General features: G+C 69.6%; 21 protein-coding genes and 1 tRNA gene. 13 read left to right on the top strand and 9 right to left on the bottom strand.

Going from position 1 to position 25,030, the window contains the following annotated elements; genetic code table 11:
- The first annotated feature begins 51 nt into the window (after positions 1-51).
- Positions 52-1,335 carry an L-seryl-tRNA(Sec) selenium transferase gene (gene selA, locus R8G01_18190; GenBank protein ID MDW3215933.1) on the top strand — a complete coding sequence of 428 codons (1,284 nt, stop codon included), beginning with the start codon at positions 52-54 and terminating at the stop codon, positions 1,333-1,335.
- Entirely contained in the window at positions 1,332-3,053 is a 1,722-nt protein-coding gene (gene selB, locus R8G01_18185; protein ID MDW3215932.1) for a selenocysteine-specific translation elongation factor, read from the top strand. Before selA ends, selB begins: the two co-directional genes overlap by 4 nt.
- On the opposite strand, the gene R8G01_18180 is transcribed toward selB, so the two are convergent.
- Entirely contained in the window at positions 3,016-3,663 is a 648-nt protein-coding gene (locus tag R8G01_18180; GenBank protein MDW3215931.1) for a DUF1772 domain-containing protein, read from the bottom strand. The genes selB and R8G01_18180 overlap by 38 nt on opposite strands.
- A gap of 57 nt (positions 3,664-3,720) precedes the next feature.
- Here R8G01_18180 and R8G01_18175 point away from each other — a divergent pair, with 57 nt between their 5' ends.
- Entirely contained in the window at positions 3,721-4,353 is a 633-nt protein-coding gene (locus tag R8G01_18175; GenBank protein MDW3215930.1) for a TetR/AcrR family transcriptional regulator, read from the top strand.
- A 10-nt stretch (positions 4,354-4,363) separates the two neighbouring features.
- Here the strand turns inward: R8G01_18175 and R8G01_18170 are convergent, their stop codons facing one another.
- Entirely contained in the window at positions 4,364-5,734 is a 1,371-nt protein-coding gene (locus tag R8G01_18170) for an NfeD family protein (protein MDW3215929.1), read from the bottom strand.
- A 19-nt stretch (positions 5,735-5,753) separates the two neighbouring features.
- On the opposite strand from R8G01_18170, the gene R8G01_18165 reads away from it, so the two are divergent.
- From R8G01_18165 to R8G01_18140, 6 genes are all read left to right on the top strand, one after another.
- Positions 5,754-6,620: an ArsA-related P-loop ATPase gene (locus tag R8G01_18165; GenBank protein MDW3215928.1), complete on the top strand. Its 867-nt coding sequence runs from the start codon at positions 5,754-5,756 to the stop codon at positions 6,618-6,620.
- A complete protein-coding gene (locus R8G01_18160) occupies positions 6,617-7,738 on the top strand; it encodes an ArsA-related P-loop ATPase (GenBank protein ID MDW3215927.1) in 1,122 nt (373 codons plus the stop codon). Before R8G01_18165 ends, R8G01_18160 begins: the two co-directional genes overlap by 4 nt.
- Before the next feature lie 9 nt (positions 7,739-7,747).
- Positions 7,748-8,233, top strand: coding sequence for a hypothetical protein (locus R8G01_18155; GenBank protein MDW3215926.1), 486 nt, complete (start codon positions 7,748-7,750; stop codon positions 8,231-8,233).
- A gap of 15 nt (positions 8,234-8,248) precedes the next feature.
- Positions 8,249-8,326 (top strand) — tRNA-Pro (locus R8G01_18150).
- Positions 8,327-8,471: 145 nt separating this feature from the next.
- A complete protein-coding gene (locus R8G01_18145; protein MDW3215925.1) occupies positions 8,472-9,812 on the top strand; it encodes an MFS transporter in 1,341 nt (446 codons plus the stop codon).
- 54 nt (positions 9,813-9,866) lie between these two features.
- Entirely contained in the window at positions 9,867-11,000 is a 1,134-nt protein-coding gene (locus tag R8G01_18140) for a hypothetical protein (protein ID MDW3215924.1), read from the top strand.
- Here R8G01_18140 and R8G01_18135 read toward each other — a convergent pair.
- The 6 genes from R8G01_18135 to R8G01_18110 all read right to left on the bottom strand — a co-directional run bounded on the left by R8G01_18135 (position 10,987) and on the right by R8G01_18110 (position 15,502).
- A complete protein-coding gene (locus R8G01_18135) occupies positions 10,987-12,132 on the bottom strand; it encodes an HTTM domain-containing protein (GenBank protein MDW3215923.1) in 1,146 nt (381 codons plus the stop codon). The two genes, R8G01_18140 and R8G01_18135, sit on opposite strands and share 14 nt — an antisense overlap.
- Positions 12,129-12,590 carry a hypothetical protein gene (locus tag R8G01_18130; protein MDW3215922.1) on the bottom strand — a complete coding sequence of 154 codons (462 nt, stop codon included), beginning with the start codon at positions 12,588-12,590 and terminating at the stop codon, positions 12,129-12,131. Before R8G01_18130 ends, R8G01_18135 begins: the two co-directional genes overlap by 4 nt.
- A gap of 136 nt (positions 12,591-12,726) precedes the next feature.
- Complete coding sequence (locus R8G01_18125) at positions 12,727-13,044, bottom strand: type II toxin-antitoxin system PemK/MazF family toxin (protein MDW3215921.1); 318 nt, start codon at positions 13,042-13,044, stop codon at positions 12,727-12,729.
- Entirely contained in the window at positions 13,031-13,270 is a 240-nt protein-coding gene (locus tag R8G01_18120; protein ID MDW3215920.1) for a hypothetical protein, read from the bottom strand. The genes R8G01_18125 and R8G01_18120 overlap by 14 nt, the downstream gene beginning before the upstream one ends.
- Positions 13,271-13,406: 136 nt before the next feature.
- Complete coding sequence (locus tag R8G01_18115; GenBank protein ID MDW3215919.1) at positions 13,407-14,210, bottom strand: alpha/beta hydrolase; 804 nt, start codon at positions 14,208-14,210, stop codon at positions 13,407-13,409.
- Positions 14,207-15,502 carry an LLM class flavin-dependent oxidoreductase gene (locus R8G01_18110; protein ID MDW3215918.1) on the bottom strand — a complete coding sequence of 432 codons (1,296 nt, stop codon included), beginning with the start codon at positions 15,500-15,502 and terminating at the stop codon, positions 14,207-14,209. The genes R8G01_18115 and R8G01_18110 overlap by 4 nt, the downstream gene beginning before the upstream one ends.
- A 148-nt stretch (positions 15,503-15,650) precedes the next feature.
- Here R8G01_18110 and R8G01_18105 point away from each other — a divergent pair, with 148 nt between their 5' ends.
- The 4 genes from R8G01_18105 to R8G01_18090 all read left to right on the top strand — a co-directional run bounded on the left by R8G01_18105 (position 15,651) and on the right by R8G01_18090 (position 24,404).
- The gene (locus R8G01_18105; protein ID MDW3215917.1) at positions 15,651-19,112 is read left to right on the top strand and encodes a S8 family serine peptidase; all 3,462 of its coding nucleotides are present in this window, start codon (positions 15,651-15,653) and stop codon (positions 19,110-19,112) included.
- 61 nt (positions 19,113-19,173) lie between these two features.
- Complete coding sequence (locus R8G01_18100) at positions 19,174-21,543, top strand: PQQ-dependent sugar dehydrogenase (protein MDW3215916.1); 2,370 nt, start codon at positions 19,174-19,176, stop codon at positions 21,541-21,543.
- Positions 21,544-21,819: 276 nt separating this feature from the next.
- Positions 21,820-23,538 (top strand): NAD+ synthase, encoded by a 1,719-nt coding sequence (locus R8G01_18095; GenBank protein ID MDW3215915.1) that lies wholly within the window; start codon positions 21,820-21,822, stop codon positions 23,536-23,538.
- A 2-nt stretch (positions 23,539-23,540) separates the two neighbouring features.
- Positions 23,541-24,404, top strand: coding sequence for a hypothetical protein (locus R8G01_18090; GenBank protein ID MDW3215914.1), 864 nt, complete (start codon positions 23,541-23,543; stop codon positions 24,402-24,404).
- Positions 24,405-24,546: 142 nt separating this feature from the next.
- Here R8G01_18090 and R8G01_18085 read toward each other — a convergent pair whose 3' ends face one another.
- Entirely contained in the window at positions 24,547-25,005 is a 459-nt protein-coding gene (locus R8G01_18085; GenBank protein ID MDW3215913.1) for an ArsI/CadI family heavy metal resistance metalloenzyme, read from the bottom strand.
- Between the last annotated feature and the right edge of the window lie 25 nt (positions 25,006-25,030).

Below are 25,030 nucleotides of genomic sequence, written 5' to 3'. Positions count from 1 at the left end.
TTCTGATCGACGATGGGCGACGGCACGAGGGTCGAGCGTAGGCTTTCGACGATGAGCGGAACCAGTGGCCGACCACCGTCCGTCGACGCGTTGGCCCGTTCGGGCTCCGGACTCCCCCACCCGATCCTGGTCGAGCTAGCCCGGACGGCGATCGCCGACGGCGCCGTCGACGCCTTCCCCCATCGGGTCGACGCGTACCGCCGCTCGCTGCTGACGCCGGTCGTCAACGCGACCGGCGTGCTGCTCCACACCAACCTCGGCCGCGCACCGCTGGCCCACCGTCAACCGGCGCGACCCCAGACGGTCGAGTTCGACCTCGCCACGGGCGAGCGCGGTTCGCGACAGCGGGCGGTCGGGCAGTTGTTCGCGACCCTGACCGGCGCCGAGGCGGCGATCATCGTCAACAACAACGCAGCGGCGGTGCTGCTGGTCGTCGCCGCGCTCGCCGAAGGTCGCGATGTCGCCGTCTCGCGTGGCGAGTCGGTCGAGATCGGGGGCGCGTTCCGTGTCCCCGAGGTGATGGAGCAGTCGGGCGCCCGACTGGTCGACGTCGGCACGACCAACCGCACCCGTCTCAGCGACTACGAGCGTGCCATCGTTCGACCCGGCAACGACGTCGCCGTGGTCATGAAGATCCACCCGAGCAACTACCGGGTCGACGGGTTCGTCGAGGAGACCTCGATCGCCGAGCTGGCCACGCTCGACGTGCCGGTCGTCGCCGACATCGGGAGCGGGTTGATCGATGCGAACGTGCCCTGGTTGCAGGGAGCGCCGCCGGCGTGGCTGGCGGGAGAACCGGCGGCGGTCCAGGCGCTCGCCGACGGCGCCGACCTCGTGACGTTCAGTGCCGACAAGCTGCTCGGCGGGCCGCAGGCGGGCATCATCGTCGGCGGTGCCGAGTTCGTCCAGCGGTGCGCCAAACACCCGCTCGCGCGTGCGCTGCGCTGCGGCGGCCTGGTGCTCAACGCCCTGCAGGACCTCGCCCTCGCCTACCTCGACAAGCGGGTGGCGACCGACGTCGCGTTCTGGCGGATGGTCGACCAGCCGATCGACGTGCTCCGTCGGCGGGCTGAGCAGATCATCACCGACGCCGGCGCGGGTTCTGTCGTCGACACGCTCGCGCTCCCGGGCGCCGGCTCGGCACCGGGTGTCAGCATGCCGTCGATCGGCATCGCAGTCCCGGGCGACCGGCTGACCGAGCTGCGCGGCCACGACACCCCGGTGATCGCCCGGACCCGCGATGGGCGCACGGTGCTCGACCTCCGATCGGTCGATGCCGGCGACGACACGATCGTCGCAGCGGCGCTCGCATCGCTCCCCACCGCGACGCCATGAGGGTCGTCGCCACCGCCGGCCATGTCGACCACGGCAAGTCGTCACTCGTGCTGGCGCTGACCGGCACCGACCCGGACCGGTTCGAGGAGGAGAAGCGGCGCGGTCTCACGATCGACCTGGGTTTCGCGCACACCGCCCTGCCCTCGGGCGCTGAGGTCAGCTTCGTCGACGTGCCCGGCCACGTCCGGTTCCTGCGCAACATGCTCGCCGGCGTCGGCGGCGTCGACGCGTGCCTGTTCGTCGTCGCCGCGACCGAAGGGTGGAAGCCCCAGTCGGAAGAACATCTCCGGATCCTCGAACTCCTCGGTCTTCGCCACGGCGTGATCGCGTTGACCAAACGCGACCTCGTCGACGACGAGTGGTTGGAGATCGCCACCCTCGAGGTGGCCGATCACGTCGGTGGCACGTTCCTCGACGGCGCCCCGATCGTCCCGGTCGCGTCGATCACGGGCGACGGACTCGACGAGTTGCGGTCCGCGCTCGACACGCTGGTGGCCGAGACACCGCCGAGCGCCGATCGACATCGGCCTCGCCTGTGGATCGACCGCGTGTTCGCGGCCAAGGGCAGCGGCACCGTCGTGACCGGCACGCTGACCGGTGGCACGCTCCGCCACGACGACACCGTCTCGATCGAGCCGGGCGCACACAGTGCCCGCATCCGCTCGATCCAGTCGCTCGGTGCCGGGGTCGACGAGATCGGCCCGGGCAACCGGGTCGCGCTGAACCTCAACGGCGTGGGCCACGACGAGATCGCCCGCGGCGACGCCGTGGTCACGCCCGGTCGATGGCGGACCACCGACCGGTTCGACGCCTCCCTCGATGTACTCGCCGGGCTCGGCCACGACGTGTCCCGACGCGGCGCCTACGCCGCCTACGTGGGCTCGCGCGAACTGACCGTGAAGGTTCGGGTGCTCGGTGGCGAGGCCCTCGCCCCCGGTACGTCGGGTTCGGTTCGCCTCTTCCTCGACACCGAACTGCCGCTGCTGCCCGGTGACCGCTACGTGCTGCGCGAGTCGGGCCGCGACGAGACGATCGGCGGTGGCGAGGTTCTCGACATCGATCCGATCACCCGGGCGTCGCGCGCCCGGCCCGACCGGTCGGTCGAACGTGTGGTGCGAGAGCGCGGATGGGTCGACGTCGATGACCTCGAACTGCTGACCGGTGAGGTCGTCGAGCCCACCGTCGGACGCTGGGTGACCACACCGGACGAACTGGCCGCGACCGAGGAGCGGCTGCGTGCTGCGGTCGCCGAGGCCGACGACCTGGGATTCGACACCGCGGCGCTGGCCGACCACGAACGGGCGCTGCTCGAGACGCTCGACGGTGTCGCGGTCGAATTGGGTCGGGCCCGGGCTGCCGATGCCGTCGACCCGTTCGACGGTCACCCGTTGATCGAGCAGATCCGAGCGGGCGGCTTCACCCCGGACATGCCCACCGACGCCGACCGCACGGCGATTCGCGAGTTGATCCGCCGTGGCACGTTGGTCGAGCGGGACCAGATCGTGTTCCACGTCGATGCCATCGACACGGCGGCCGGCGTCGCGGCCGAACTCCTCGCCGCCGACGAGGCGGGCTTCACGGTCGCCGAGTTCCGCGATCGCACCGGAGCGAGCCGGAAGTTCGCACTGCCGATCGTGGCCGAACTCGACGCCCGAGGCGTCACCCGGCGACGCGGTGATCTCAGGATCGCCGGTCCGCGGCTGCCCGACTCGACGTGACGGCGGCGGTGGCCACGGCGATCGCCCCGGCGACCGACAGGATCGTCCGGGCCAGGTTCCAGCGGTTCCACACGGTCTCGAAGTCCGCTCGGGCCACGCGCGCCTGATCCGCCGTTGGCTCGACCCACGTCGCCAGTTCGTCGTTCAACGGCACGTTGAACGAGAACGTGATCACGACGACCGCCGTGCACAGGACCGCGCCGACGACGAGCGCGAACGCGGTGCGACGGTCGGTCCGCCGGTGAAGGGCTGCGGCCATCGCGATCGACGGCACGCAGCCGAAGAACATGACGGCGAACGCCGGGTTGCGGATCGTTGCGTTGATCGCCTGGAACGTCCGGACGTAGGTGAGGTCGTCGACCCGGGCGAGGCCGAGTTGGACCGACGCCGAATAGGTCAGGAAGAACCCGGCGAACAGCCCGGCGAGCACGGCCGCCACCCCGAGTATCGCCCCGGCGACCGACGAGGGTTTCGTCGAGGATGCCGCGACCGCGGTGTTCTTCGCCGCGGCGACCGGCGCCGTCCGGGGTTCGGGTCGTTCCGAGCGGTCCCGGCGGTCGTGGTCGGTCATCAGCAGGTCGGTCATCGTCGGCTCCTCGATCGTGTTCATTAATCGAACCAGTTGGTTCGATTAAGACATAATGGTACCCGCTGGTACGCTTGTCAAGTGCCCGACCGACCCACCACGCGACGCCGAGGACGTCCCAAGGCCGCCGACGTGGAACGTCGGCGACTCGAGGTGATCGAGGCGGCGCTCGCCGAACTGGTCGAACACGGCGTCGCCGCGGCCACGATGGCCTCGATCGCCAGGCGGGCGGGCGCATCGAAGGAGACCCTCTACTCGTGGTTCGAGAACCGGGACGGTCTCGTCGCCGCGCTGATCCGACACAACGCGGACACCAGCGCAGCGCGGGTCCAGGAGGCGCTGGCGGGCGGTGAGGCATCGCTCGCGACCCTGACCGGCTTCGGCGGCAACCTGCTCCGACTCCTGACCAGCCCTTCGTCGATCGCGCTCAACCGGGCGGCGATGACGATCCCGTCGCTCGCCGACGAACTGCTCGCTTCGGGCCGCCATCGAGTGGGGCCGATCGTCGAGGCGTACCTGACCCGTCTCGACACCGCCGGCCTGATCGGGATCGACGATCCGGCGAAGGCATTCGAGACGTTCTACGGTCTCGTGATCCGCGACACGCAGATCCGCTGCCTACTCGGCGAGCCGGCCCCCGACTCGGCGGCAGTCGAGGAGCGGGCCGCAGAGGCGACCGCCCAGTTCGTCGCGTTGCACCCGCCGCAGCAGTAGCGGCGGGGCGTCAGCCGTCGACGACGGCGTCGGTGCCGGCGTCGTCGGACATGTCGCTCCCGTCACTGGGCTTCTTGCGCATCTCGCGGTAGTCACGGGCGGCACCTTCGAGCGGCTCGACCTCGAGTGTGACGCCGTCGATCGCAGCGACCCGCAGCGCTTCGCCCGCTTCGAGCGGGGTCGCCCGGTTGGTGCGCGCGTGCCACTCGCCGGCACCGACCTTGACCGTGCCCTCGGGGCTGATCGCCGTGACGGCGGTGCCCTCTGCGCCGATCATCCACTCGCGACCGACGGTGGGGGTCGCGAAGCGGGTGCGCACCATCGACGGCATACCGACGATGAACGTCAACATCACCCCGCCGATGCCGACGAGCAACGACAGCCACGACGGACGCAGCGAGGTGCCGTCGACCGACTCGAACAACCACAGGCTGCCGACGATCGTGAGCACGATGCCGACACCGGTCCAGAAGCGCGGGATGCCGACCTGGACATCGACCGCGAACGCGAACATCGCCGCGACGATGAGCCCGACCGCCCAGCCGCGAGCGGGCAACGCCGCCAAGCCGTAGGCGGCGAGGATCGCACACACCGCACCGACCACGCCGGCCACGCCGACGCCCGCGGTGTAGAACTCGAACACGATCAGCGCGAGACCGATCAACAGCAGCAGGTACGCGACCGGCGGGCTCGCGACCGTGTGGAACAACTGGTCGACGAGACCCAGCTTGGAGAAGCGGACCGGGGCGATCGTCTCACGCTGCACGACGCCACTGTCGGTGAGGGTCTCGATCGTCGTGTCGAGTTCGACGCCGTTCTCGCTGTACCCGTCGAGTGCGTCGATCATGTTCGGCAACGTGGCGATCCCGAGATCGGAGATCCGCTGCTTGAACACCCCGAGCGAGCGGGCCTCCGACAGACCGACGGTGCGCGAACGCAACTCGTTCAGGCCGGGGCCCAGGTCGAAGTCGGAGATCGGCGCGCCGACGTTGCCGACACGGGAACCGGGCGCCATGCCCGTCACGTCGGCGACCGTGAGGATCTGAGCCGGCGTGCCGTACAGGCGAGCCCCGCTCGGGCCGACCCACACACCGATCGCGACCGGTGAGTCGTCGATCCGGACCATGAGATCGGCGATCGCCTCGTCGCTCACGACCGCGCCGCGCGAGTCGACCTGCAGGATCAGCGCCTGGCTGCCCTGGTCGTCGGCCCGGTCGATCGCCGCGCCGATCTCGGCGACCACGATGTCGTCGAACAGACCGTTGACCTGCAGCACGTCGACCGGCGCGGTGGCCTCGGCCTCGTCTTGCGCAGCCGCGCCGGGAGCCACGGCGCTGAACGCTGCGATGGCAGCGAGCATGCCGATCAGTAGTCTGCGCACAGGTGCCTCCGGAGATCGTGTGTCGAACGTAACTGTTGCCGAGCTCACCGCGACGAATCTCGTGATCGTGGCGGGCAAGGGCGGCGTGGGGAAGACCACGGTAACGGCAGTTCTGGCGCGCGCCGCAGCCGATGCGGGCCGACGGGTCCTCGTGGTCGAGCTCGACGGCAAACCGACGCTCGACGGCTTGGTCCCCGATCTCGAGATCCGGCACCTGTCCGCGGCCGAGCTGCTCGAGGAGTACCTGTTCGAGCACGGCTTCAAGCGGATCGCGAAGCGGTTGGCGTCGACCGGCGTGATCGACGTGATCGGGACCGCCGCGCCGGGCATCGACGATCTCGTGGTGCTCGGGAAGATCAAGCAGCTCGAACGGTCCGGCGACTGGGACCTGATCGTCGTCGACGGCCCGGCCGCCGGGCACGCGATCACGTTCCTCACGGCGGCGCCCGGCCTGCTCGACGCCGTGCGCAGCGGTCCGGTGCGCGACCAGGCGACGGACGTGCAGGCTCTGCTGGCCGACCCCGACCGGTGCCAGGTGGTACTCGTCACCCTGCCCGAGACGACACCGGTCAACGAGCTGGTCGAGTTGTCGTTCTCGATCGAGGAGCGGGTCGGTGTGCGGCTCGCACCGATCGTGGTCAACCAGGTCGACCCGGCGGTCGACCTGCCCGATCCGGCCGCCGTCGACTTCGGTCGAGCCCACGTCCAGGTCGACGACGCTGTCGCCGCCGCCGAGTTCCGCCGCGAGCGGATCGGTGCCCAGCAGGCGGAACTGGCGCGCCTCGCAGCCGACGTGCCGATCGAGCAGGTCCACCTCGCCGCACGGCCGACGGCGGACATCACCGCCGCCGACGTCGCGGCGATCGCAGCGGAGCTCGCATCATGAGCACCGGCAGGCTCGACGCCGTCGTCGACGGTGCTCGCGTGCTCGTGTGCTGCGGCTCGGGAGGCGTCGGCAAGACCACCGCGGCGGCGGTGATCGGGATCGAAGCAGCCCGGCGCGGGCGCCGTGTGGTCGTCGTGACGATCGACCCCGCCCGCCGGCTCGCCGACGCACTCGGGCTCCCCGACGGGTTGAGCGGGGTGCCTCAGCGGGTCGCCGTCGAATCGGGCCCCGATGGTGGCGAGCTGTGGGCGATGATGCTCGACACGCCGGCGATGTTCGAACGGGTCGTGCGTTCACACGCGACCGACGTCGAGCAGGCCGACCGGATCGTCGAGAACCGCTTCTACCAGAACATCGCCGGTGCGCTCAGCGGCACCCAGGAGTACATGGCATCCGAGGCGCTGCACGAACTCCACGGCGACGACCGATTCGACCTCGTCGTGGTCGACACCCCGCCCAGCCGCAACGCGCTCGACTTCCTGGAGGCGCCCGGCGTGCTCAGCCGGTTCCTCGACCACACCGCGTTCAAACTGCTGATGATGCCGACCCGGACCGGCATGAAGGTGCTGTCGATCGCGACCCAGCCGATCCTGCGGGCGATCGGCCGAGTCGTCGGGTCCGACGTGCTGGCCGACGCCGTGGCGTTCTTCCAGGCGTTCGCCGGGATGGACGTGGGGTTCCGCGAGCGCGCCGAACAGGTGACCGCCCTCCTCCACGACGACGCCACCAAGTTCGTGCTCGTGTCGTCGCCACAGCGCGACACGGTGGTCGAGGCGGTGTGGTTCGCCGAGCAGTTGCACGAGCAGGGGTTCGACGTGGCTGCGACGATCGTCAACCGGCTCCTCCCGCGGTTCGGCGACGGCACCGTCGCCGATGCCACCCGGCGGGCCGCCACCGCTCGCGATCGTGGCGATCGCGATCTGGCGGCACTGTGGACCAACCTGGCCGAACTCCGCACCATCGCCGACGCCGAGCGCGAACAACTCCGACCGTTGGTCGAACGGGTCGGGGAGCGAGTCGTGGTGGAGGTACCCCGGCTGCCGAGCGACGTGCACGATGTCGCCGCGCTCGAGCTCCTGGGCGCCCATCTCTTCCACGAATCCACGCCTGCCGGGTAACGTCGGGGCGTGCACATCTTGCTCGCCACCGATGCCGATTGGATCGTCAACGAGGTCACCGCCGCACTCGGCGGACCCGACACGACGTTCACCGTGTGCCGCGAGGGCCGTCTCGTCGCCGGCGTGGTCAAGGACCGCGTGCCCGATCTGGCGATCCTCGATCTCCAGGTGGGGTCGATGGGTGGCATGGCGATCACCATGGACCTGCGGCTCGACGAGTCGAGCGGTCGGGCACCGCACGTGCCCGCCGTCATGCTGCTCGACCGGTCGGCCGACGTGTTCCTCGCCCAGCGTTCCGGCGCCGACGGCTGGCTGATCAAGCCGCTCGACGCCCTCCGGCTGCGCCGTGCCCTGATGGCCGTCACGCAGGGCGGCACCTACTTCGAGGGCCTGCCGCCGGTGCCTGCCGCACAACCGGTCGGCGACGTCGACGGTGACGGCGTCGAATCGGAAGTTGACCTCACAGCCGAGGAAGAACCGGCAACCACCGGATAACATCAGCGTCCGCTACGGGGTGTAGCGCAGCTTGGTTAGCGCGCCACGTTCGGGACGTGGAGGCCGGAGGTTCAAATCCTCTCACCCCGACCAACGACATCGAGATCCGGTCCTCAGGGGCCGGATTTCGTCGTTCACGGGCCCGACCAGGTCGGGCCCGTTCGCCCGATGTCACACTTCGGATCCGGTCGGGCGCGGCGTAGGTTGGCTCGGTGCTTCGTTTCCGGTGTCGGCGTTCGTGACGGTTCAGAGCCCTCCCGCGCCCGCACCGGTCCGTCGCTCCCCCGGCCGGTGGCCGTTCGACCCCGCCAAGGTCGGGTTCTACTACGGCTGGGTCGTACTCGCCGTCGGCACGCTCGGCGTGATGGCGTCGATCCCGGGGCAGACGGCCGGCGTCAGCGTGTTCACCGACGAGCTGACCGGGACCACCGGACTCAGCCGACTTCAGCTGTCGATCGCCTACCTGATCGGTACCGGCACCAGCGGGTTCCTGCTGCCGCTCGGCGGCCGAGCGATCGACCGCTACGGATCGCGTGTCGTCGCGATGGCGGCGACCCTCGGTCTCGCTGCGACCGTCGCCGGGCTCAGCTTCGTCGGCGCGATGAGCACCCCCGTCGGCATGGTCGTGATGAGCATCGGCTTCGGCTGTCTCCGGTTCAGCGGACAGGGCCTGCTGACCCTCTCGTCGCGCACGATGATCTCGCAATGGTTCGACCGTCGGCGCGGTCTCGTGAGCTCGGTCTCCAACGCCTTCATGAGCTTCGCGTTCGCGGCGAGCCCGGCGATCTTGCTGGCGCTGATCGACCTCGACGGCTTCCGGACCGCCTGGCGCATCATCGGAGCGTTCCTCGTCGTCGTCATCGGCTCGGCCATCATCGTGCTGTACCGGGTCAGCCCCGAGGCGTCGGGGCTCGTGCTCGACGGCGGCATCGCCGAATCACACGCCGACGGCAGCGTGCGCAACGACACGCCGATCGGCACCGACGACGACCAGACACGTGCGCAAGCCATCCGCGACCTCCGGTTCTGGGCGGTCACCGCGCCGGTTGCCGCGATGGCGGCGACCAGCACCGCCCTCACCTTCCACATCGTCGACTTCGGCGCCGAACTCGGCCTCTCCGACGACCGCATCGTGCAGATCTTCGTGCCGATCGCGTTCGTCAGCGTGCCGATCACCCTGCTCGGCGGCTGGCTGGTCGACGTCATCCCGGCGATCGTGATAGCGGCCGCCATGTCGATCGCCCAGATCATCATGTACCTGTCGATCTCGCACATCGACCAGACCCTGTGGGCGGTCGTCGCGATCGCCGCCTGGGGCTTCTCACAGGGCTGCTACGCCCCACTCACCTCGGCGGCGCTCCCGCGCCTGTTCGGGAGACGCCACCTCGGGGCCATCGCCGGGGTCCAGATGAGCGTGATGGTGATCGGCAGCGCGATCGGACCGGCCCTGTTCGCGCTCGTCGAGTCGATCAGCGGCACGTACGAGACCGCGCTCCTGGTCTCGGTGCTGTTCCCGGCGACCGGTCTCGTACTCGCCGTGCGCTCCGGATTGTTCCGCCCGGCGCCCACCGCCGGCTGAGCCACTCGGGGGCGCGCGCCCGATCCGCACCCGAGTCGTGGCAGGGTGGATCGCTTGTCAGATCCGACGGAACCACCACCTGGAACACCCGAGAGGTTCGCTGCCCCGTTCGGCAGGCGTGCGCTCCTGCGAGGCGCCTTCGCCACCGGTCTCGCATCCCTCGCCGCGGCCTGCACACGCTCCGAACAACTGACCTCGTCAACCGCCGGACCCCGCCCGTCGACCCCACCGCCGACGAGCAGCACCACGGCCCCGCGATCGAGCCCGCCTCCCGGCTCGACCGTCGCATCCACGACGAGTACGACCAGTTCGACCTCCACGACGACCACCAGCGAGCCGGCCACCAGCGAGCCGACGACCAGCGAGCCACCGGACACGACCGAGCCGACCGAGCCGACGGACCCGTCGCTCCCGCCCGGCGCCTACGACCCCGAAGCGCTCTACGTCGCGCTCTACGGACACCCGGGCTCCACCAGACTCGGCGTGCTCGGCGAGCAGGACGCGGTGGCGGGTGCGACCCGCGCCGCCCTCGTCGCCGCCGCCTACGACGGGTTCGGGCGGCGGGTCGTGCCGACGTTCGAGATCATCGCCTCGGTCGCCGGCGCCGACTCCGGATCCGACGGCGACTTCTCCAACGAGTTCTCGTTCGAGAAGTTCGAACCACACCTCGACGCCGCGGCGGCCAACGACATGCACGTCGTGTTCGACCTCCAGAGCGGACGCAGTCGGTTCCCCGACCAGGCCCGCGAGTACGAGGCGCTCTGGCTGCAACCACACGCCAGCATCGCACTCGACCCCGAGTGGCGGGTCGGCCCGGATCAGCAACCGGGAGGCGGACGGATCGGCACCGTCGACGCGACCGAGGTCAACGAGACGATCGACTACATCGACGGGCTCATCACCGCCAACGGCCTCCCGCCGAAGATGTGCATCGTCCACCAGTTCGCCGAGTCGATGATCACCGACAAGCAGCGGATCCGCGGCACCGAGAACGTCCAGGTGGTGATCCACATGGACGGATTCGGCACGCTCGAACTCAAACGCGGTACCTGGGGGCGGGTCGTGTCGACACTGCCGGAGGGCGCGTTCACCGGATGGAAGAACTTCTACGACGAAGACCAGCCGACACCGACGCCTGCCGAGACGATGGCGAACGAGCCGGCACCACGGTTCGTCAGCTATCAGTGACCGCCCGCACTGCGGCTCGATCACGGGTGCGTCGCCGCACGACCACCAACCATGGCGCCGCGAACCAGAACGTGGGCGGCAGTCGGCTGAGCACCGTCCACCGCGCGTCGGCACCGACGCGTCGCTCGCGTCTGCCGTCGTCACCCGGCCGATCGAGCAGTTCGACCGTGTCGCCGTGCCGCACCTCGAATCGGCCGAACCAGTCGAGTGCTCGAACGGCCCGCTCCACGGCGTGGCCCGGCGGCACGACCAGCACGCGGTCGCGCACCTTCGGCATCACCCAGATCCCGAGCGCGGCGAGCGCCGCCCACGAGAACACCTGGACGCGAGCGCCGATCTGGATCGACACGTGGAACGGGATCGCGATCCAGATCGCCAGCAACCGGGTCCGCCGGTGAAGGAACCCGAGTCCGATCACGTACTCGGTGAGCACCGCGACCTTGGCGAACCACCACTGGAAGTCGGCGTCGGCCAGCAGGTCCATCAGCCAGACCGGCGCCCCCTCGTCGATCGCCTGGGCCCGCTCGTCGATCGCCCGACGCTGCAGCATGAGCCCACCCCACCAGTCCCCGTCGATCACCTTCGACGTCGCCGAGGCGCAGTACACCGCCGCCACCTCGAACCGCACCAGCCAGAGCGGCCAGAGCGGCGCTCGCTGATCGAACCTCGTGTCCGGGTGGCGCCGACGGCGGATCCAGGCGTCGACCGAGTAGTGCCGGCCGACGGGCACGATCGCGACCGTGGCCAGCAGGATCAGGAGGAACGCTCGGTTGTGAGCGAAGTGCGTCTTCGAGAGGAAGACGTGGTAGCCGACGAACAACGCCGAGTAGGCGGTCGCGACCCGGGTGAGGAACCCGACCGACATCGCCACCGCCGCCACACCCGCCGCGATCAGCATCCACACGTACAGCGAACGGCCGGCCTCCGGGTACCAGTCCGCGTACGGCAGGTAGAAGCGGTCGGAGTAGACGACACCGTCCGCCGCCATCCGGAACGTTGCTTCGAAGTGCAGCAGCACGATCGGTCCGAGCAGGATCCGGAGCACGCTCAGTGCGCGCACGTCGCCGATGTCGTCGATCTGCCGATTCCACGCGCGCAGGCGATCGCCGGCCGCTGCAACCAGGCCGCTCACGGCGCCACGATGTCCGTCCGATCGACGGAGCGGAACGTGCGCTCGTACGGCCCACGACCGTTGTCGGTGTACGTGACCTCGGCCTCGAGATACACCGTGGTCGTGTCCTCCGGCGTGTTCTCGGCGACCCAGTCGAGCGCACCTTGGAGGTAGCCGAACTGGTTCCGCAGACCCGAGTCGGCGTGCTGCTCACCCGAGGGGTACGTCAGCCCCCGACCCCGGACGAGGTCGGACCAGCGGTACTCCCAGCCGTCGTCGATCGGCACCCGGGAGCCGTCGACCTGGACCCGCACGATCTCGGCGCCCCAACGGCTCGACTCGGGGAACATCTGGAAGCCGAACGTCTTGTGGTCGGAGTCGTACGCGACGACGATCATGGTGAGCTGTGCCACCACGACGACCGCGATCACCACACGCCGGGTGTACCGGCGGAGGTGGCTCGCGGGCGTTTCGGTCACCGCACCAGTGAACATCGGCAACGCCGCCGGCGCCAATGGCACCTGACCGGTTCGACCCCGGCGTGCGCGTGCAGGCCCTGCGCAGCGCCCGGTTCCCGGAGCCGAGATGGTCAGGACTCGATGGATGTCGTCGGGATCAGTTCAGGCCGAGGACCGTGGCCAGCGCGTCGTCGACCGCCCACATCTCCTCGGCCGAGAGCGAGCCCGTTCGGGCGCCGAGACGTTGTGTGTCGACCGCACCGATCTGCTCGACGAGCACGCGAGTCGTGTCACCGGCGACGACGATCTCGGGTCGGAAGGACGCCGAGCGGGCGCTGCGCGATGTCGGGGCGACGACGACCACCGAACGAGGAAGCAGTTCATCGGCCTGCACCACGACCCCGTACCGCGCTCGCTGCTGTTCATGGCCGACACCTTTGGGGGTTCGGAAGCGGTACACCTCACCCCGGCGCACGCATCGACTCCATCAGCGACGACACCTCGAGCATCTCGACGCGATCGGACTCGTCGGCTTCGAGTGCGGCCACTTCAGCAGCAAGTTCGCTCCCCCGTCGCAGCCGGTCTGCCGACGAGACCAGCGCGGATCTGATCGCGTCGGAACGACTCAGCCCGGTCGCCTCGAGCGTACGGAGTGCCCGCTCCGTCTCCTCGTCGAGTCGAACCGAGATCGCCTTCGCCATGACTCAAGTATGACGATTCGTGATACGCCTGACAACTCATCGGAGTCCGGCTGAACGATGGGGTCGACCCGAAATGCCTGTTCGACATCGATCAGAACAGCGCCAATGGCAGCGTCGGTGGCGATGCCGGGTGACGTCAGTCGATCGTCGGCCTGACGGCAGCCACGACGGCGTCGGGCTGCTCGTACGGGGCCATGTGGCCCGCATCGGGCACGGTGACCAGCCGAGCATCGGTCGACGTCAGCAGCTCTCGGAACCGTTCGGCGTAGACGAGCGGGAACATCCGGTCGAGCTCACCCCACACGAGCGTGGTCGGGCAGGTGACGCGGTACAACCGATCGGCCAGGCCTCGGTTCGGGATCGGGAACAGGATCTTGCCGGCCGTGCCCATACGCCGGGCGTTGCCGACCATGAAGTCGATCAGCGCGTCGTCGTCGGTGAAGTCGCGTCCGGCCGTGAGCATCTGCTCGCCCGCGACCGGGTCGACGAACAGTGCCTCGGCCAGCTCGAACGGCACCATCGAGAACAGGTCGGGCACCGGGTACTCGTCGAGCCAGAGCCCGGCCGCGCCGATCAGCGTGAGCGACGCCATCGTCGAGGGGTTCAGGGCCGCCATCTCCGCGGCGATCATGCCACCCATCGAGTGACCGATGACGTGGGGCGGGCGATCGAGATCGAGTGCCTCCACGAGGTCGAGGCCGTGCAGCGCGAAGTCGAGCATGTCGAACAGCCGGGTCTCGGTCTCCTGCCCGCCGTAACCCGGCCACTCGGGTGCGTACACGACATGATCGTCCGCCAGCGCGTCGAGCACCGGCTCGGATCGCTGCACGCCACCTGCACCGTGGAACCACACGATCGGCGAGCCGTCCGTACCGCGCACGTGCACGGTCGCGTCGATGCCGCGCCGGGTCGTGACGTCGCGCTGTGCGATCGTGCTCACAGCGCCCCCTCGATGTCGGACACGCCGTCGGCCGGAATGTCGGCGGGCCGACGGGCGGCGTCGACGCTCGCCGCGTCGTTCGTGCGTCGGTCGGCCATCGGCGAACACCACCACGGCGACGGGTCGTGATCGGGCCAGATGTTCTTCAGCCGCGGCATCACCTTCTCGGCGAAGAGCTGCGAGGAGTTGCGCACCTTCCAATCGGGCATGTTGCCGGTGTGCATCAGGCAGAACACGGTGCCGACCCGCAGATCGGCGGCCAGGGTCTCCATCTGCTCGGCGACCGTGTCGGGGCTGCCGGCGATCACCGCACCCGACTCGACCAGGTCTCTCCAGGTCAGCTTCTGGAAGAGCTCCATCGACTCCTTGCGGAGCTGGCTCAGCTTGCCGGCCTTGAGCGTCTTGAGCGTTCGGTAGCCGGGCGGGTCGGCGAAGCCCGGGTACACGTGCAGGCAGTTGTTGAAGAAGTAGAGGATGTGCTCGGCGTAGAGCCGCTCGGCCTCTTCGTCGGTGTCGGCGACGGCGATGATCTGGGCGAAGCTCGCCCGGTACGGATTGTCGTCACGATCGCCGCGCTCCTCGCGGCGCTGCCAGAAGCCGTCGAGCAGCGACTTGCCCGCCTTGTACCCGCTGAACGACAGGTACGAGTAGTTGTAGTCGTGGTCGAGGCAGAAGTCCCACGTCTCGATCGATCCGCCGCCGGGGATGTACACCGGCGGGTGCGGCTGCTGCACCGGCCGCGGCCAGATGTTGACGTGGCGCAACTTCGTGTACCGGCCGTCGAACGCGAACGGCTCCGGCTCGGTCCAGGCCTTCATGATCAGGTCGTGCGACTCGACGTACTTGTCGCGGGTGAGCGCCGGGATCTGGCCGAGGCAGAAGTTGGTGTCCATCGGCGTGCCGACCGGAAACCCGGCGATCAGGCGGCCACCGGAGATGCAGTCGAGCATCGCGAATTCCTCGGCGACCCGGGTCGGCGGGTTGTAGCCGACGATCGAGTTGCCGATCACGCAGATCGCGGCGTTGCTCGTCCGGCGCGCCAGCGCCGCGGCGATGATGTTGGGGCTCGGCATGAGCCCGTAGCCGTTCTGGTGGTGCTCGTTGCAGCCGATCCCGTCGAAGCCGAGTTCGTCGGCGAACTCGAGCTGGTCGAGGTACGAGTTGTACACCTCGTGTGCGCGCTCGGGATCGAACAGCGAACTCGGGATGTCGACCCAGACCGACCGGTGCTCCTGCCGAAAATTCTCCGGCAGGTCCGGCCACGGTTGCAGGTTGAACCAGACGAACTTCATACGACCCCCTCGTCGATGCTCCGGCCCAAGCTAGGAGCCGCGTTCCGCTCGGGTCGGGTCGGAACGTTCACCGCGGATACCGACTCATGATCGGCGGAAGGGTGACCGATGAAGCCAGGATGACCTCCGTAGCCGCATGATCGCCCACATGTCCCGGCCAGGCAGGAAGGCCGCCGCGTTCGCGGTGGCGGCCGTCGTGCTGATGTCGATGCCCCCTCCCTCCGTTGCGCTTCCCGTCGTGTCCCCCGCCGTCGGCCGGACGCTCGCGCCCGTACGCGGTGACGGCCTGAGCCCTCGGCTCGCCGCCGTCGCCGAGCTCTCGCCGATCGGGCGGTCCACCCACGGCCTGGCCGTCGCCGCCGGACTCCCGGCCAGCGAGGTCGGCTCCCTGCTTCGCGACGGGCGCGGCCGGCTCGTCGTCGACGTCACACTCGCCGAGCCGACCGCGGCCGCCCTCGCTTCCCTGGCCGACGTCGGCGCCGAGCTGATCGCCACCGATGACGGACCCGTGCTCGCCACGGTTGCGGTGCCGATCGGCGCACTCCGACGCCTGGCCGATCTGCCGACGGTCACGTACGTGACCGAGGTCGTCGCTCCGCTCCGTGCCGACCGATCCGTCGCGCCCGAGCGGCGCGCTCCGGCAGCTCCGAGCGATCCCCCGTGCACGACCCGAACGATCAGCGAGGGCGACGCCCACCTCGGCGCCGACGACCTGCGATCGGTGTCGGGTGCCGACGGGTCGGGCGTCGTCATCGGCGTCATCTCCGACTCGTTCGACAACCTCGGGGGCGCCACGGCCGACATCGCCGAAGGCGAACTTCCCGGCCCCGGCAACCCGTGCGACCGGACGAGTCCGGTCACCGTGCAGGCCGAGTTCGCCGGCGGTGGTTCCGACGAGGGGCGAGCGATGCTCCAGATCGTGCACGACCTCGCTCCCGGCGCCGACCTGGTGTTCGCGAGCGGGTTCGACGGCGAGGTCGCGATGGCCGCCCAGATCCGACAACTCGGGATCGACGGCGCCGACATCATCACCGACGACATCGGCTACCTCCTCGAACCGATGTTCCAAGACGGGTTGATCGCACAGGCGATCGACGAGAACCGGACGACCCGCGGCGTGATGCACTTCACGTCCGCCGGCAACGCCAACGCGATCGTCGGCGGGAACGATGTCGCCTCGTACGAGTCGCCGGCCTTCCGACCGTCCTCCTGTCCGGTGGGCGTGCCGGTGTTCCAGAACGCGTGCCACGACATGGACGGCGGCGCCGCCGTCGACCACGGCGGCGGACTCACCATCGTCAACGGCGGCGAGATCGTCCTCGCTCTCGGTTGGAGCGAGCCGATGTACGGCGTCACGACCGACCTCGACCTCTATCTCGTCGACACCGCAACCGGGACGATCGTCGCCGCGTCGGAGCTCGACAACGCCGCGAACCAGCGGGCCGGCGAGTTCCTCAGCTACCGGAACACGACCGGCGAGACGCGCACGTTCGACATCGTCGTCGCCCGCTACGGAGCGAGCCCCGACCCGACCGGGACACCCCGACTGCGGACCGTGCTCGTGAGGTCGAGCGGGCTGTCCGCCGTCGAGTACGACGAGTCGGCCAACGGCGACATCGTCGGACCGACGATCTTCGGCCACTCGGCCGAGTCGACCGCCGTGTCGGTCGCCGCCATCAGGTACGACACCACCACCGCTCCCGAGAGGTTCTCGAGCCGCGGCCCGGCGTCACTCTGCTGGCAGCAGGTGTCCGGCGTGTCACCCCGACCGGCGATCTCACCGTGCGCCAGCTCGACCATCGACATCACGGCGACCGACGGCGCGGTCAACTCCTTCTTCGGGTCGCCCGCCGGCCCGGACTTCCGGTTCTTCGGCACGTCGGCCGCTGCACCGCACGCTGCCGCCGTCGCCGCGGTCCTCGCCGACGCTCGGCCGTGTGCCGACGCCGACGACATCGAGTCGGCCCTGACCGACGGTGCGGCGCCGATCGGCGCGTTCGATGTCGATGCCGTCGGCGCCGGTCGCGTCGATGCGGTCGCGTCGCTCACCGCGCTCGGCGACGAAGCCTCGTGCCGCCCGACGATCGGCGCGATCGCCGACATCACGGTCACACCCGGTCGGTCCACCGACCCGATCACGATCTCGGTCGCCGACGCCGACGATGCCGCGAGCTCGCTCACGGTCACCGCCGACTCGGACAACCCGTCGCTGCTGCCCGACGGCAACATCGCGATCGACGGAGCGGGCGCGATTCGATCGATGACGATCACCGCCCCGGCGGACGCCGACGGAACCGTGGAGGTCGCGGTGACGGTCGCCGACCCAGGCGGACGAACGGCCACCACGCGTTTCGACGTCAGGATCTCGTTCGTCGACAGCGATGGAGACGGTGTCGCCGACGCCGACGACAACTGCCCGTCGATCGCCAACCCGTCGCAGGGCGATGCCGATGGCGACGGCATCGGGGACGTCTGCGAACCCGCCACCGTGGCCGCATTCGAACCGTTGACCCCCACCCGCTACGCCGACTCGCGTGACGAGGACACGTTCGACGGCAGCCACCGCGCCACCGGCCCGCGTCCCGCCGGGTCGGGGTGGGAGATCCAGATCGCCGGCCGGGGCCATGTTCCCGTCGGCGCGACGGCCGCCGTCGTCAACCTGACCGTGCTCGACGGCGCCGGTCCCGGGTTCGCCACCGTCCACCCGTGCGGCAGCGTGCCCACAGCGTCGAGCGTCAACTACGGCCCGGGTGGCGTCGAGGCGAACGAGGTCGTCGCCAAGCTCTCTCCCGTTGGCACGCTCTGTGTGTTCACGCTAACGCAGGCGAACGTCATCGTCGACGTCGTCGGCTACGTCAGCGCCGAGTCACCGTACGAGCCGTTCTCGCCGCGTCGGTACGCCGACTCGCGGGCCGAGTCGACGTTCGACGGCGGGTTCCGCGCCACCGGCACCCGGCGCGGCGGTACGAGTTGGCAGATCGAGATCGCCGGACGCGGCGAGGTGCCGGCCGATGCGACCGCGGTCGTCGCGAACGTCACGGTGACCGGCGGTACCGATCCGGGATACGCGACCGTGTACCCCTGCGGCACCGTGCCGAACGCCAGCAGCCTGAACTACGGGCCGGGCATCACCCGCCCGAACGAGGTGGTCGCCCGACTCTCGCCGGACGGCACGATGTGCGTGTTCACGCTGACCGGCGTCGACGTGATCGTCGATGTCGTCGGCTATCTCCCTGCGGACCCCGGCGTCGAGACGACCGGGCCACGGCGGTACGCCGACTCGCGGGCCGAGTCGACGTTCGACGGCGTGTTCCGCGCCACCGGCACTCGGCGTGCCGGCACGACCTGGGAGATCGACATCGCCGGACGCGGCGACATCCCCGACGACGCCGAGACCGTCGTCGCCAACGTCACCGTGATCGGGCGCGGCGGCCCGGGGTTCGCCACCGTGTACCCGTGCGGCACCGTGCCGACCGCCAGCAGCCTCAACTACGACACGGGTGTCGTGCGGGCGAACGAGGTCGTCGCGAAGCTGAGTACGAGTGGCGCCCTGTGCGTGTTCACGCTGACCGACGCCGACGTCGTCGTCGACATCGCCGGCCACGGCTGACCGCACCCGACCGGCCGGGGCCCGCGCGAACACGGCCGGCGAGCCGCAGTACGTTCGGTCCATGCGACTTCGACTGCTCCTCGGCGTCGGCGCCCTCGTCACCGCGTCGGCCGTCACGGCCACCGTCGACCGACCGGTGCAGGCGGCGACGCCACCCGCGGGATTCACCGACACGTTCGTGGCCGGCGCCGACCGGGCGACCGCCGTCGAATGGTTGCCGAGCGACCAGATCGTCGTCCTCGAGCAGAGCACCGGCCGCGTGCGCGTCGCTCGACCGGGTGACGCGTTCACCACCGCCATCGACCTCTCCCCGTGCAGCAACAGTGAACGTGGGCTGCTGGGTCTGACGGCCGACCCTGCCTTCCTCGGCAACGGTTGGGTGTACGTGTACTACACGGCGTCGACCGCCGCCGGCTGCGTCAACCGGGTCAGCCGCTTCACGATGACGGGCGACTCGATCGACCCCGCTTCGGAGACGATCCTGCTCGACAACATCGCGTCCACCGGCGGCAACCACAACGGTGGCGATCTCGACTTCGACGGCGAGGGCAACCTCCTCGTCGCGATCGGTGATGCCGGCACCGACCCGCGCGGGAACTCGGGTTCCGCCGGTTCCAACGACGCCGCGCAGGACCTGTCGCTGCTCAACGGCAAGATCGTTCGCATCACGCGCACCGGCGCGCCTGCGCCCGGCAACCCGTTCAGCGGCGCCGGCACCTCCCGCTGTGCATCCAGCGGTATCAACGCCTCGCCCACCACCACGTGCCAGGAGATCTACGCCTACGGCCTCCGCAACCCGTATCGGATCGCTGTCGATCGCAACGACGGTGCCGGCGACTTCTTCATCAACGACGTCGGCCAGGGCACGTTCGAAGAGGTCAATGCGAGCGAGGTCGGCGCGAACTACGGGTGGCCGACACGTGAAGGGTCGTGCCCGCAGGGTCAGACCTCCGACTGCCCGGCGCCGCCGGCCGCGCTCACCGACCCGGTCACGTCGTACGGGCGCGCGCTCGGCACGTACATCACCGCCGGCGCGTTCGTGCCCGACGGTCTGTGGCCCGAGGAGTTCGACGGGGCGTACCTGTTCGGCGACGGCGGCAGCGGCCGCATCTGGCTGCGCGAGGCCGACGGCAGCATCGACTACGGCACGCCGTTCGCGACCGGCGCGTTCGGTCTGACCGACATGACGTTCGGGTTCGACGCCGACGGCACCATGGTCCTCTACTACGTCGAGGTCGGTGGCGGCCTCCGCATGATCAGCCCGCCGTCGATGCCGGCTCAGCCGGACGGGAGCGGCCTCAAGTTGGTGCCGGTGACACCGTTCCGGGCCTACGACACGGGCGATGGGACGGGTGCCGCGGCCGGCGGCGACGTGTTCAACGGTACGACTCGGGTCGTCGACCTCGACCCGCCCGCCGGCGCCGCAGCTGCGCTCGTCAACCTCACGTACGACCGGACGGCAGGCCCTGGATTCGTGCGCGCATGGGCGTCACGGACACCGCGGCCGGGAACGTCGGCCCTCAACGCCGACCGTCCCGGGACGACCGCCGCCAACAGTGCCGTCGTCGCGCTGGCCGACGACGGCACGTTCGTGCTCGAGTCGTCGACCACCGGCCGTGTCGTCGTCGACGTGATGGGCTGGTTCGTCGCCACCGATGGAGCGACCGACGACGGGCGATTCGTCGCGATCGACCCGAGCAGGGTCGCGGACACCCGCCTTCCGGCCGGCGAGGAGATCGACTCGGGCAGCCCGAACCCGTGGACACGCGAAGGCGACCGGATCGATGTCGAGGTCCTCGCCCATCCCGACGTTCCCGGCGACGGCACCGTCGGCGCGATCGTGATCTCGGTCGGCGCGATCTCCGGCGCGGCCCCTGGCGGCTTCGTCGGCGGCCACCCGGGCGGCACGGCGTACACCGGCACGTCGAACGTCAACGTCCTCGTCGGTGAGACCAGGGCGAACATGATGGTGATCCCGCTCGACGGCGCGGCGTTCGTCAGTTTGCAGACGCTCAACATCTCCGACGTCGTGGTCGATGTGCTCGGCTACGTCACCGACGACTCGGCCGAATCGTCCACGACGGGGCTCTACAACACGATCGCCCCGACCCGCAGCGTCGACAGTCGACTCGAGATCGGCACGACCAGGATGTCGGCGCTCGACCCGCGCGAGGTCGCGATCCCCGATGCTGCCGCAGGCGCTTCTGCCGTCGTACAGAACATCACGGCGACGGGTACGTCGGCCCCCGGCTACATCTCGGCCCACCCCGGCCCGAACCCACCGGTCGTGTCGAGCGTGAACTACGAAGCGTCGGGTCAGACGCGCGCCGCACTGGCGTTCACCACCGTGTCAAACGCGGACACGACGTTCTTCACCTCCCTCGTCGCGACCGACCTGGTCGTCGACGTGGTCGGCTACTTCTCCAACTGACAGCGGTTCCGACCGCCGTCGGGACCGGCAGCGAAGCCCAAGCCGTGTCGCGACGACGTGCGCCCCACCCGCAACGCCGCGACACGCCCGGCGCCGACCCACCCGCCTGTTCGGCCATGTCGCGACGACATCCCCGTGTGGGCCCCAGCTTCGCGACGCGACCGCAGCACCGCGGCACGGCCTGCGTGCCCGCCGCGTCGGAGCCCCTGTCGCGACGGTGTCGAGCTGGGCGTGCCGAACGCCGATGCTGATGGTGGTGGTCGCTACCCTGAACGGGTGACCGTTCTGCGTATCGCGCTCGCTCAGATCAACCCGACGGTCGGTGATCTCGACGGCAACCTGGCGAAGCTGATCGAGGCGTACGACCACGCCGAGGCCTCGGGGTGCGACCTGATCGCCTACCCCGAGCTCTCCACCACGGGGTACCCGCCAGAAGACCTCGTCCTGAAGCCGGGATTCGTCACGGCCAACCGGGAGACGCTCGATGCATTCGCGGCCCACACGGGCGAGTGTGCGGCCGTCGTCGGGTTCGTCGACGCCGACCGCGACCTGTACAACGCCGCTGCGGTCTGTGTGCGAGGCGAGGTCGTCGGCACCTATCGCAAGCGCCTCCTGCCGAACTACGCCGTGTTCGACGAGCAGCGGTATTTCACGCCGGGCACCGACAACGACCCGCTCGAGCTGTACGAGATCGGCGGCATCAAGGTCGGCGTGTCGATCTGCGAAGACATCTGGTCGCCGTACGGCCCACTGGCGACCCAAGCCGCCGGCGGCGCCGAACTCAACATCAACATCAACGGTTCCCCGTATCACTGGGAGAAGGACACCGGACGCGAGCGCATGGTCGCGACGCGAGCCCAGGATGCCCACTCCGCGATCGTGTACGTCAACCAGGTCGGCGGCCAGGACGAGCTCGTGTTCGACGGAGGGTCGTTCGTGGTCGACGCCGACGGCAACCTGCTCGCGCGGGCGCCACAGTTCGTCGACCACGTGATGATCGTCGACGTGCCCGTGCCGCCGGTGTGGCGCGGCCGACTGCTCGATCCGCGCGGCAAGGCCACCGACGCCGAACTCCCGATCGTCCACGTCAGCGGCGCGCCACGCACCCAGGACCTCGTCATCGAATCGCCGATCGCCGAGCCGCTCGACACCCACCGCGAGCTGTACGACGCGCTGGTGCTCGGCACGCGCGACTACCTCCGGAAGAACGGATTCAGCGACGTCGTCATCGGTCTGTCCGGCGGCATCGACTCGACGATCGTCGCCTGCATCGCGACCGATGCGCTCGGACCCGAGCACGTGCACGGTGTGTCGATGCCCTCGCGCTACTCGTCGGACCACAGCAAATCCGATGCCGAACTGCTCGCCGAGAACCTCGGGATCGACTTCCGCACGATCTCGATCGAACCGGCGTTCCAGGCGTACATCGACATGCTCGGGCCGTCGTTCGAAGGTCGCGAGCCCGGCCTCACCTACGAGAACCTCCAGTCGCGATGTCGCGGCCAGCTGCTGATGGCACTCTCCAACGAACTCGGCTGGATGGTGCTCACCACCGGCAACAAGAGCGAGCTGGCGGTCGGGTACTTCACGATCTACGGCGACTCGGTCGGCGGGTACGCCGTGATCAAGGACGTCCTCAAGCTCGAGGTGTACGAACTCTGCCGGTACGTCAACCGGGCTGCCGGGCGCGACGTCATCCCTCCCGACGTGATCACCAAACCGCCGTCGGCCGAGCTCCGGCCCGACCAGCGCGACGACCAGTCGCTCCCGCCGTACGAGGTGCTCGACCCGATCCTCGAGCTGTACGTCGAGCAGGACCGCACCGCCCAGGAGATCATCGAGATGGGCAACGACGCCGACATCGTGCGTCGGATCACCCGGCTCGTCGACATCGCCGAGTACAAACGACGCCAATCGCCGCCCGGCGTCCGCGTGAGCCCGAAGGCGTTCGGCAAGGATCGCCGGATGCCGATCACCCACGGATACAGGGGATAGCCATGAAGCCACTCGCCATCGTCATTGCCGCGCTCGCGACCGCGACGGGCACCACCAGCCCGGCCGAGCTGCTCGGCACCGAGGTGCCTGCCGGCTTCGACCTGGCCGACGGGGCGGCGGCCGATCTCACCTTCGAGGAATACGCGCCGCTGGCTCCCCAGGCGACGGCCCATGTCGACGGCGCCTCCGCCGAGGCCCGGGCGATGCGTGCCGCCGTCGACGTGTGGACCTCGGGCGAGGACGACATCCTCCTGCGTGAGATCACGCTCTGGACCACCGACGAAGCGGCGCGTGCCTTCGTCGAGCAGTCGGTCGTGGTCGGTACCGAGAACGAGCTCGACGAGGCCGAGGCGCCCTTCGACGGAGGCGTCGCGTTCTTCGGCGCCGACGAGGGTCTCTGGACCCGGACACTCACCTGGCGTCAGGGCCCGTACGGCATCACGATCTCCCACTTCGCGATCGACGAGGGCAGCGACGCCACGATCGACGAGGCTGCCGAGGCACTGGCGGCGAACATCGAGTCGGCGACGGACCACGGCATCGCTTCGTCGGGCGTGCTCCCCGAGACCACCGACCCCTCGACCTCGACCGCGAGCGGCGGCGGCATCCCGATCGGCACGGTGTTCATCTGGCTGGTGATCATCGTGGGCGGTATCTGGTTGATCGTGAAGGTCAAGAAGATGATCGCCACCCGAAACGGCAACGCGAAGCCGACCGGTCCCGCCGGCGGGTCGGCGGTCGACCCCGAGGACCCGGACGACGTCGACGACCTGATCGAGCGGGCACGGGCCCGCAGTCGCGCCGAGCGCGAGATCGATGCGATCCCCGACCCGACGGTCGAGTGGGATCCGTCGAACGACACCTGATCCGGGCACTCCGACAGCACCCCACCCACGCCGCCATCGGCGCCGAAGCAGATCTGACGGCAGGCGGGAAGGCCGTCGCCCGGCGATCACGTCGCGGGCGAGGAGCCGGTCGGGGCGGACCGACCGGCTCCTCCACGACGGATCAGCAGCAGTCGCCGGAACCGCAGGCGCCAGCGGCGACCGAGGCGGTGGTGCCGACACCGGCGCCGGCGACGATCACGTTCTCGAGCTGGGTCTCGTGGTCGGCCTGCTTGACGTACCACTCCCACCGGTGCCCCTCGGGGCCCTGCACCCACGTCTCCACCTTCTCGGCGAAGCAGCAGATCGTGTCGTCGATCCCCGAGGTCGCGAGTCCTGCCGCGGCGACCCTCGCCTCAGCGGCGACGACTTCGTCGGCCGACTCGGTCTCGACGCCGAGGTGGTTGATCGAGCCGGGTTCAGCGTCGGGCCGTTCGAACACGACCAGCTTCAGCGGCGGGTTCTCGATCTCCCAGTTCGCGTAGCCGGGCTTCACCTTGTACGGGTCGGTGGCGAACATCTTGGAGTAGAAGTCGACCGCTTCACCGAGATCGGTCACGTTGAGGGCCAGTTGGAGACGCATGTGTGATTCCTTTCGTATCGACTGA

It is taken from the genome of Ilumatobacteraceae bacterium, assembly GCA_033344875.1.
Lineage (GTDB): Bacteria > Actinomycetota > Acidimicrobiia > Acidimicrobiales > Ilumatobacteraceae > Ilumatobacter.
This window is presented reverse-complemented; position numbering and strand designations above follow the sequence as displayed.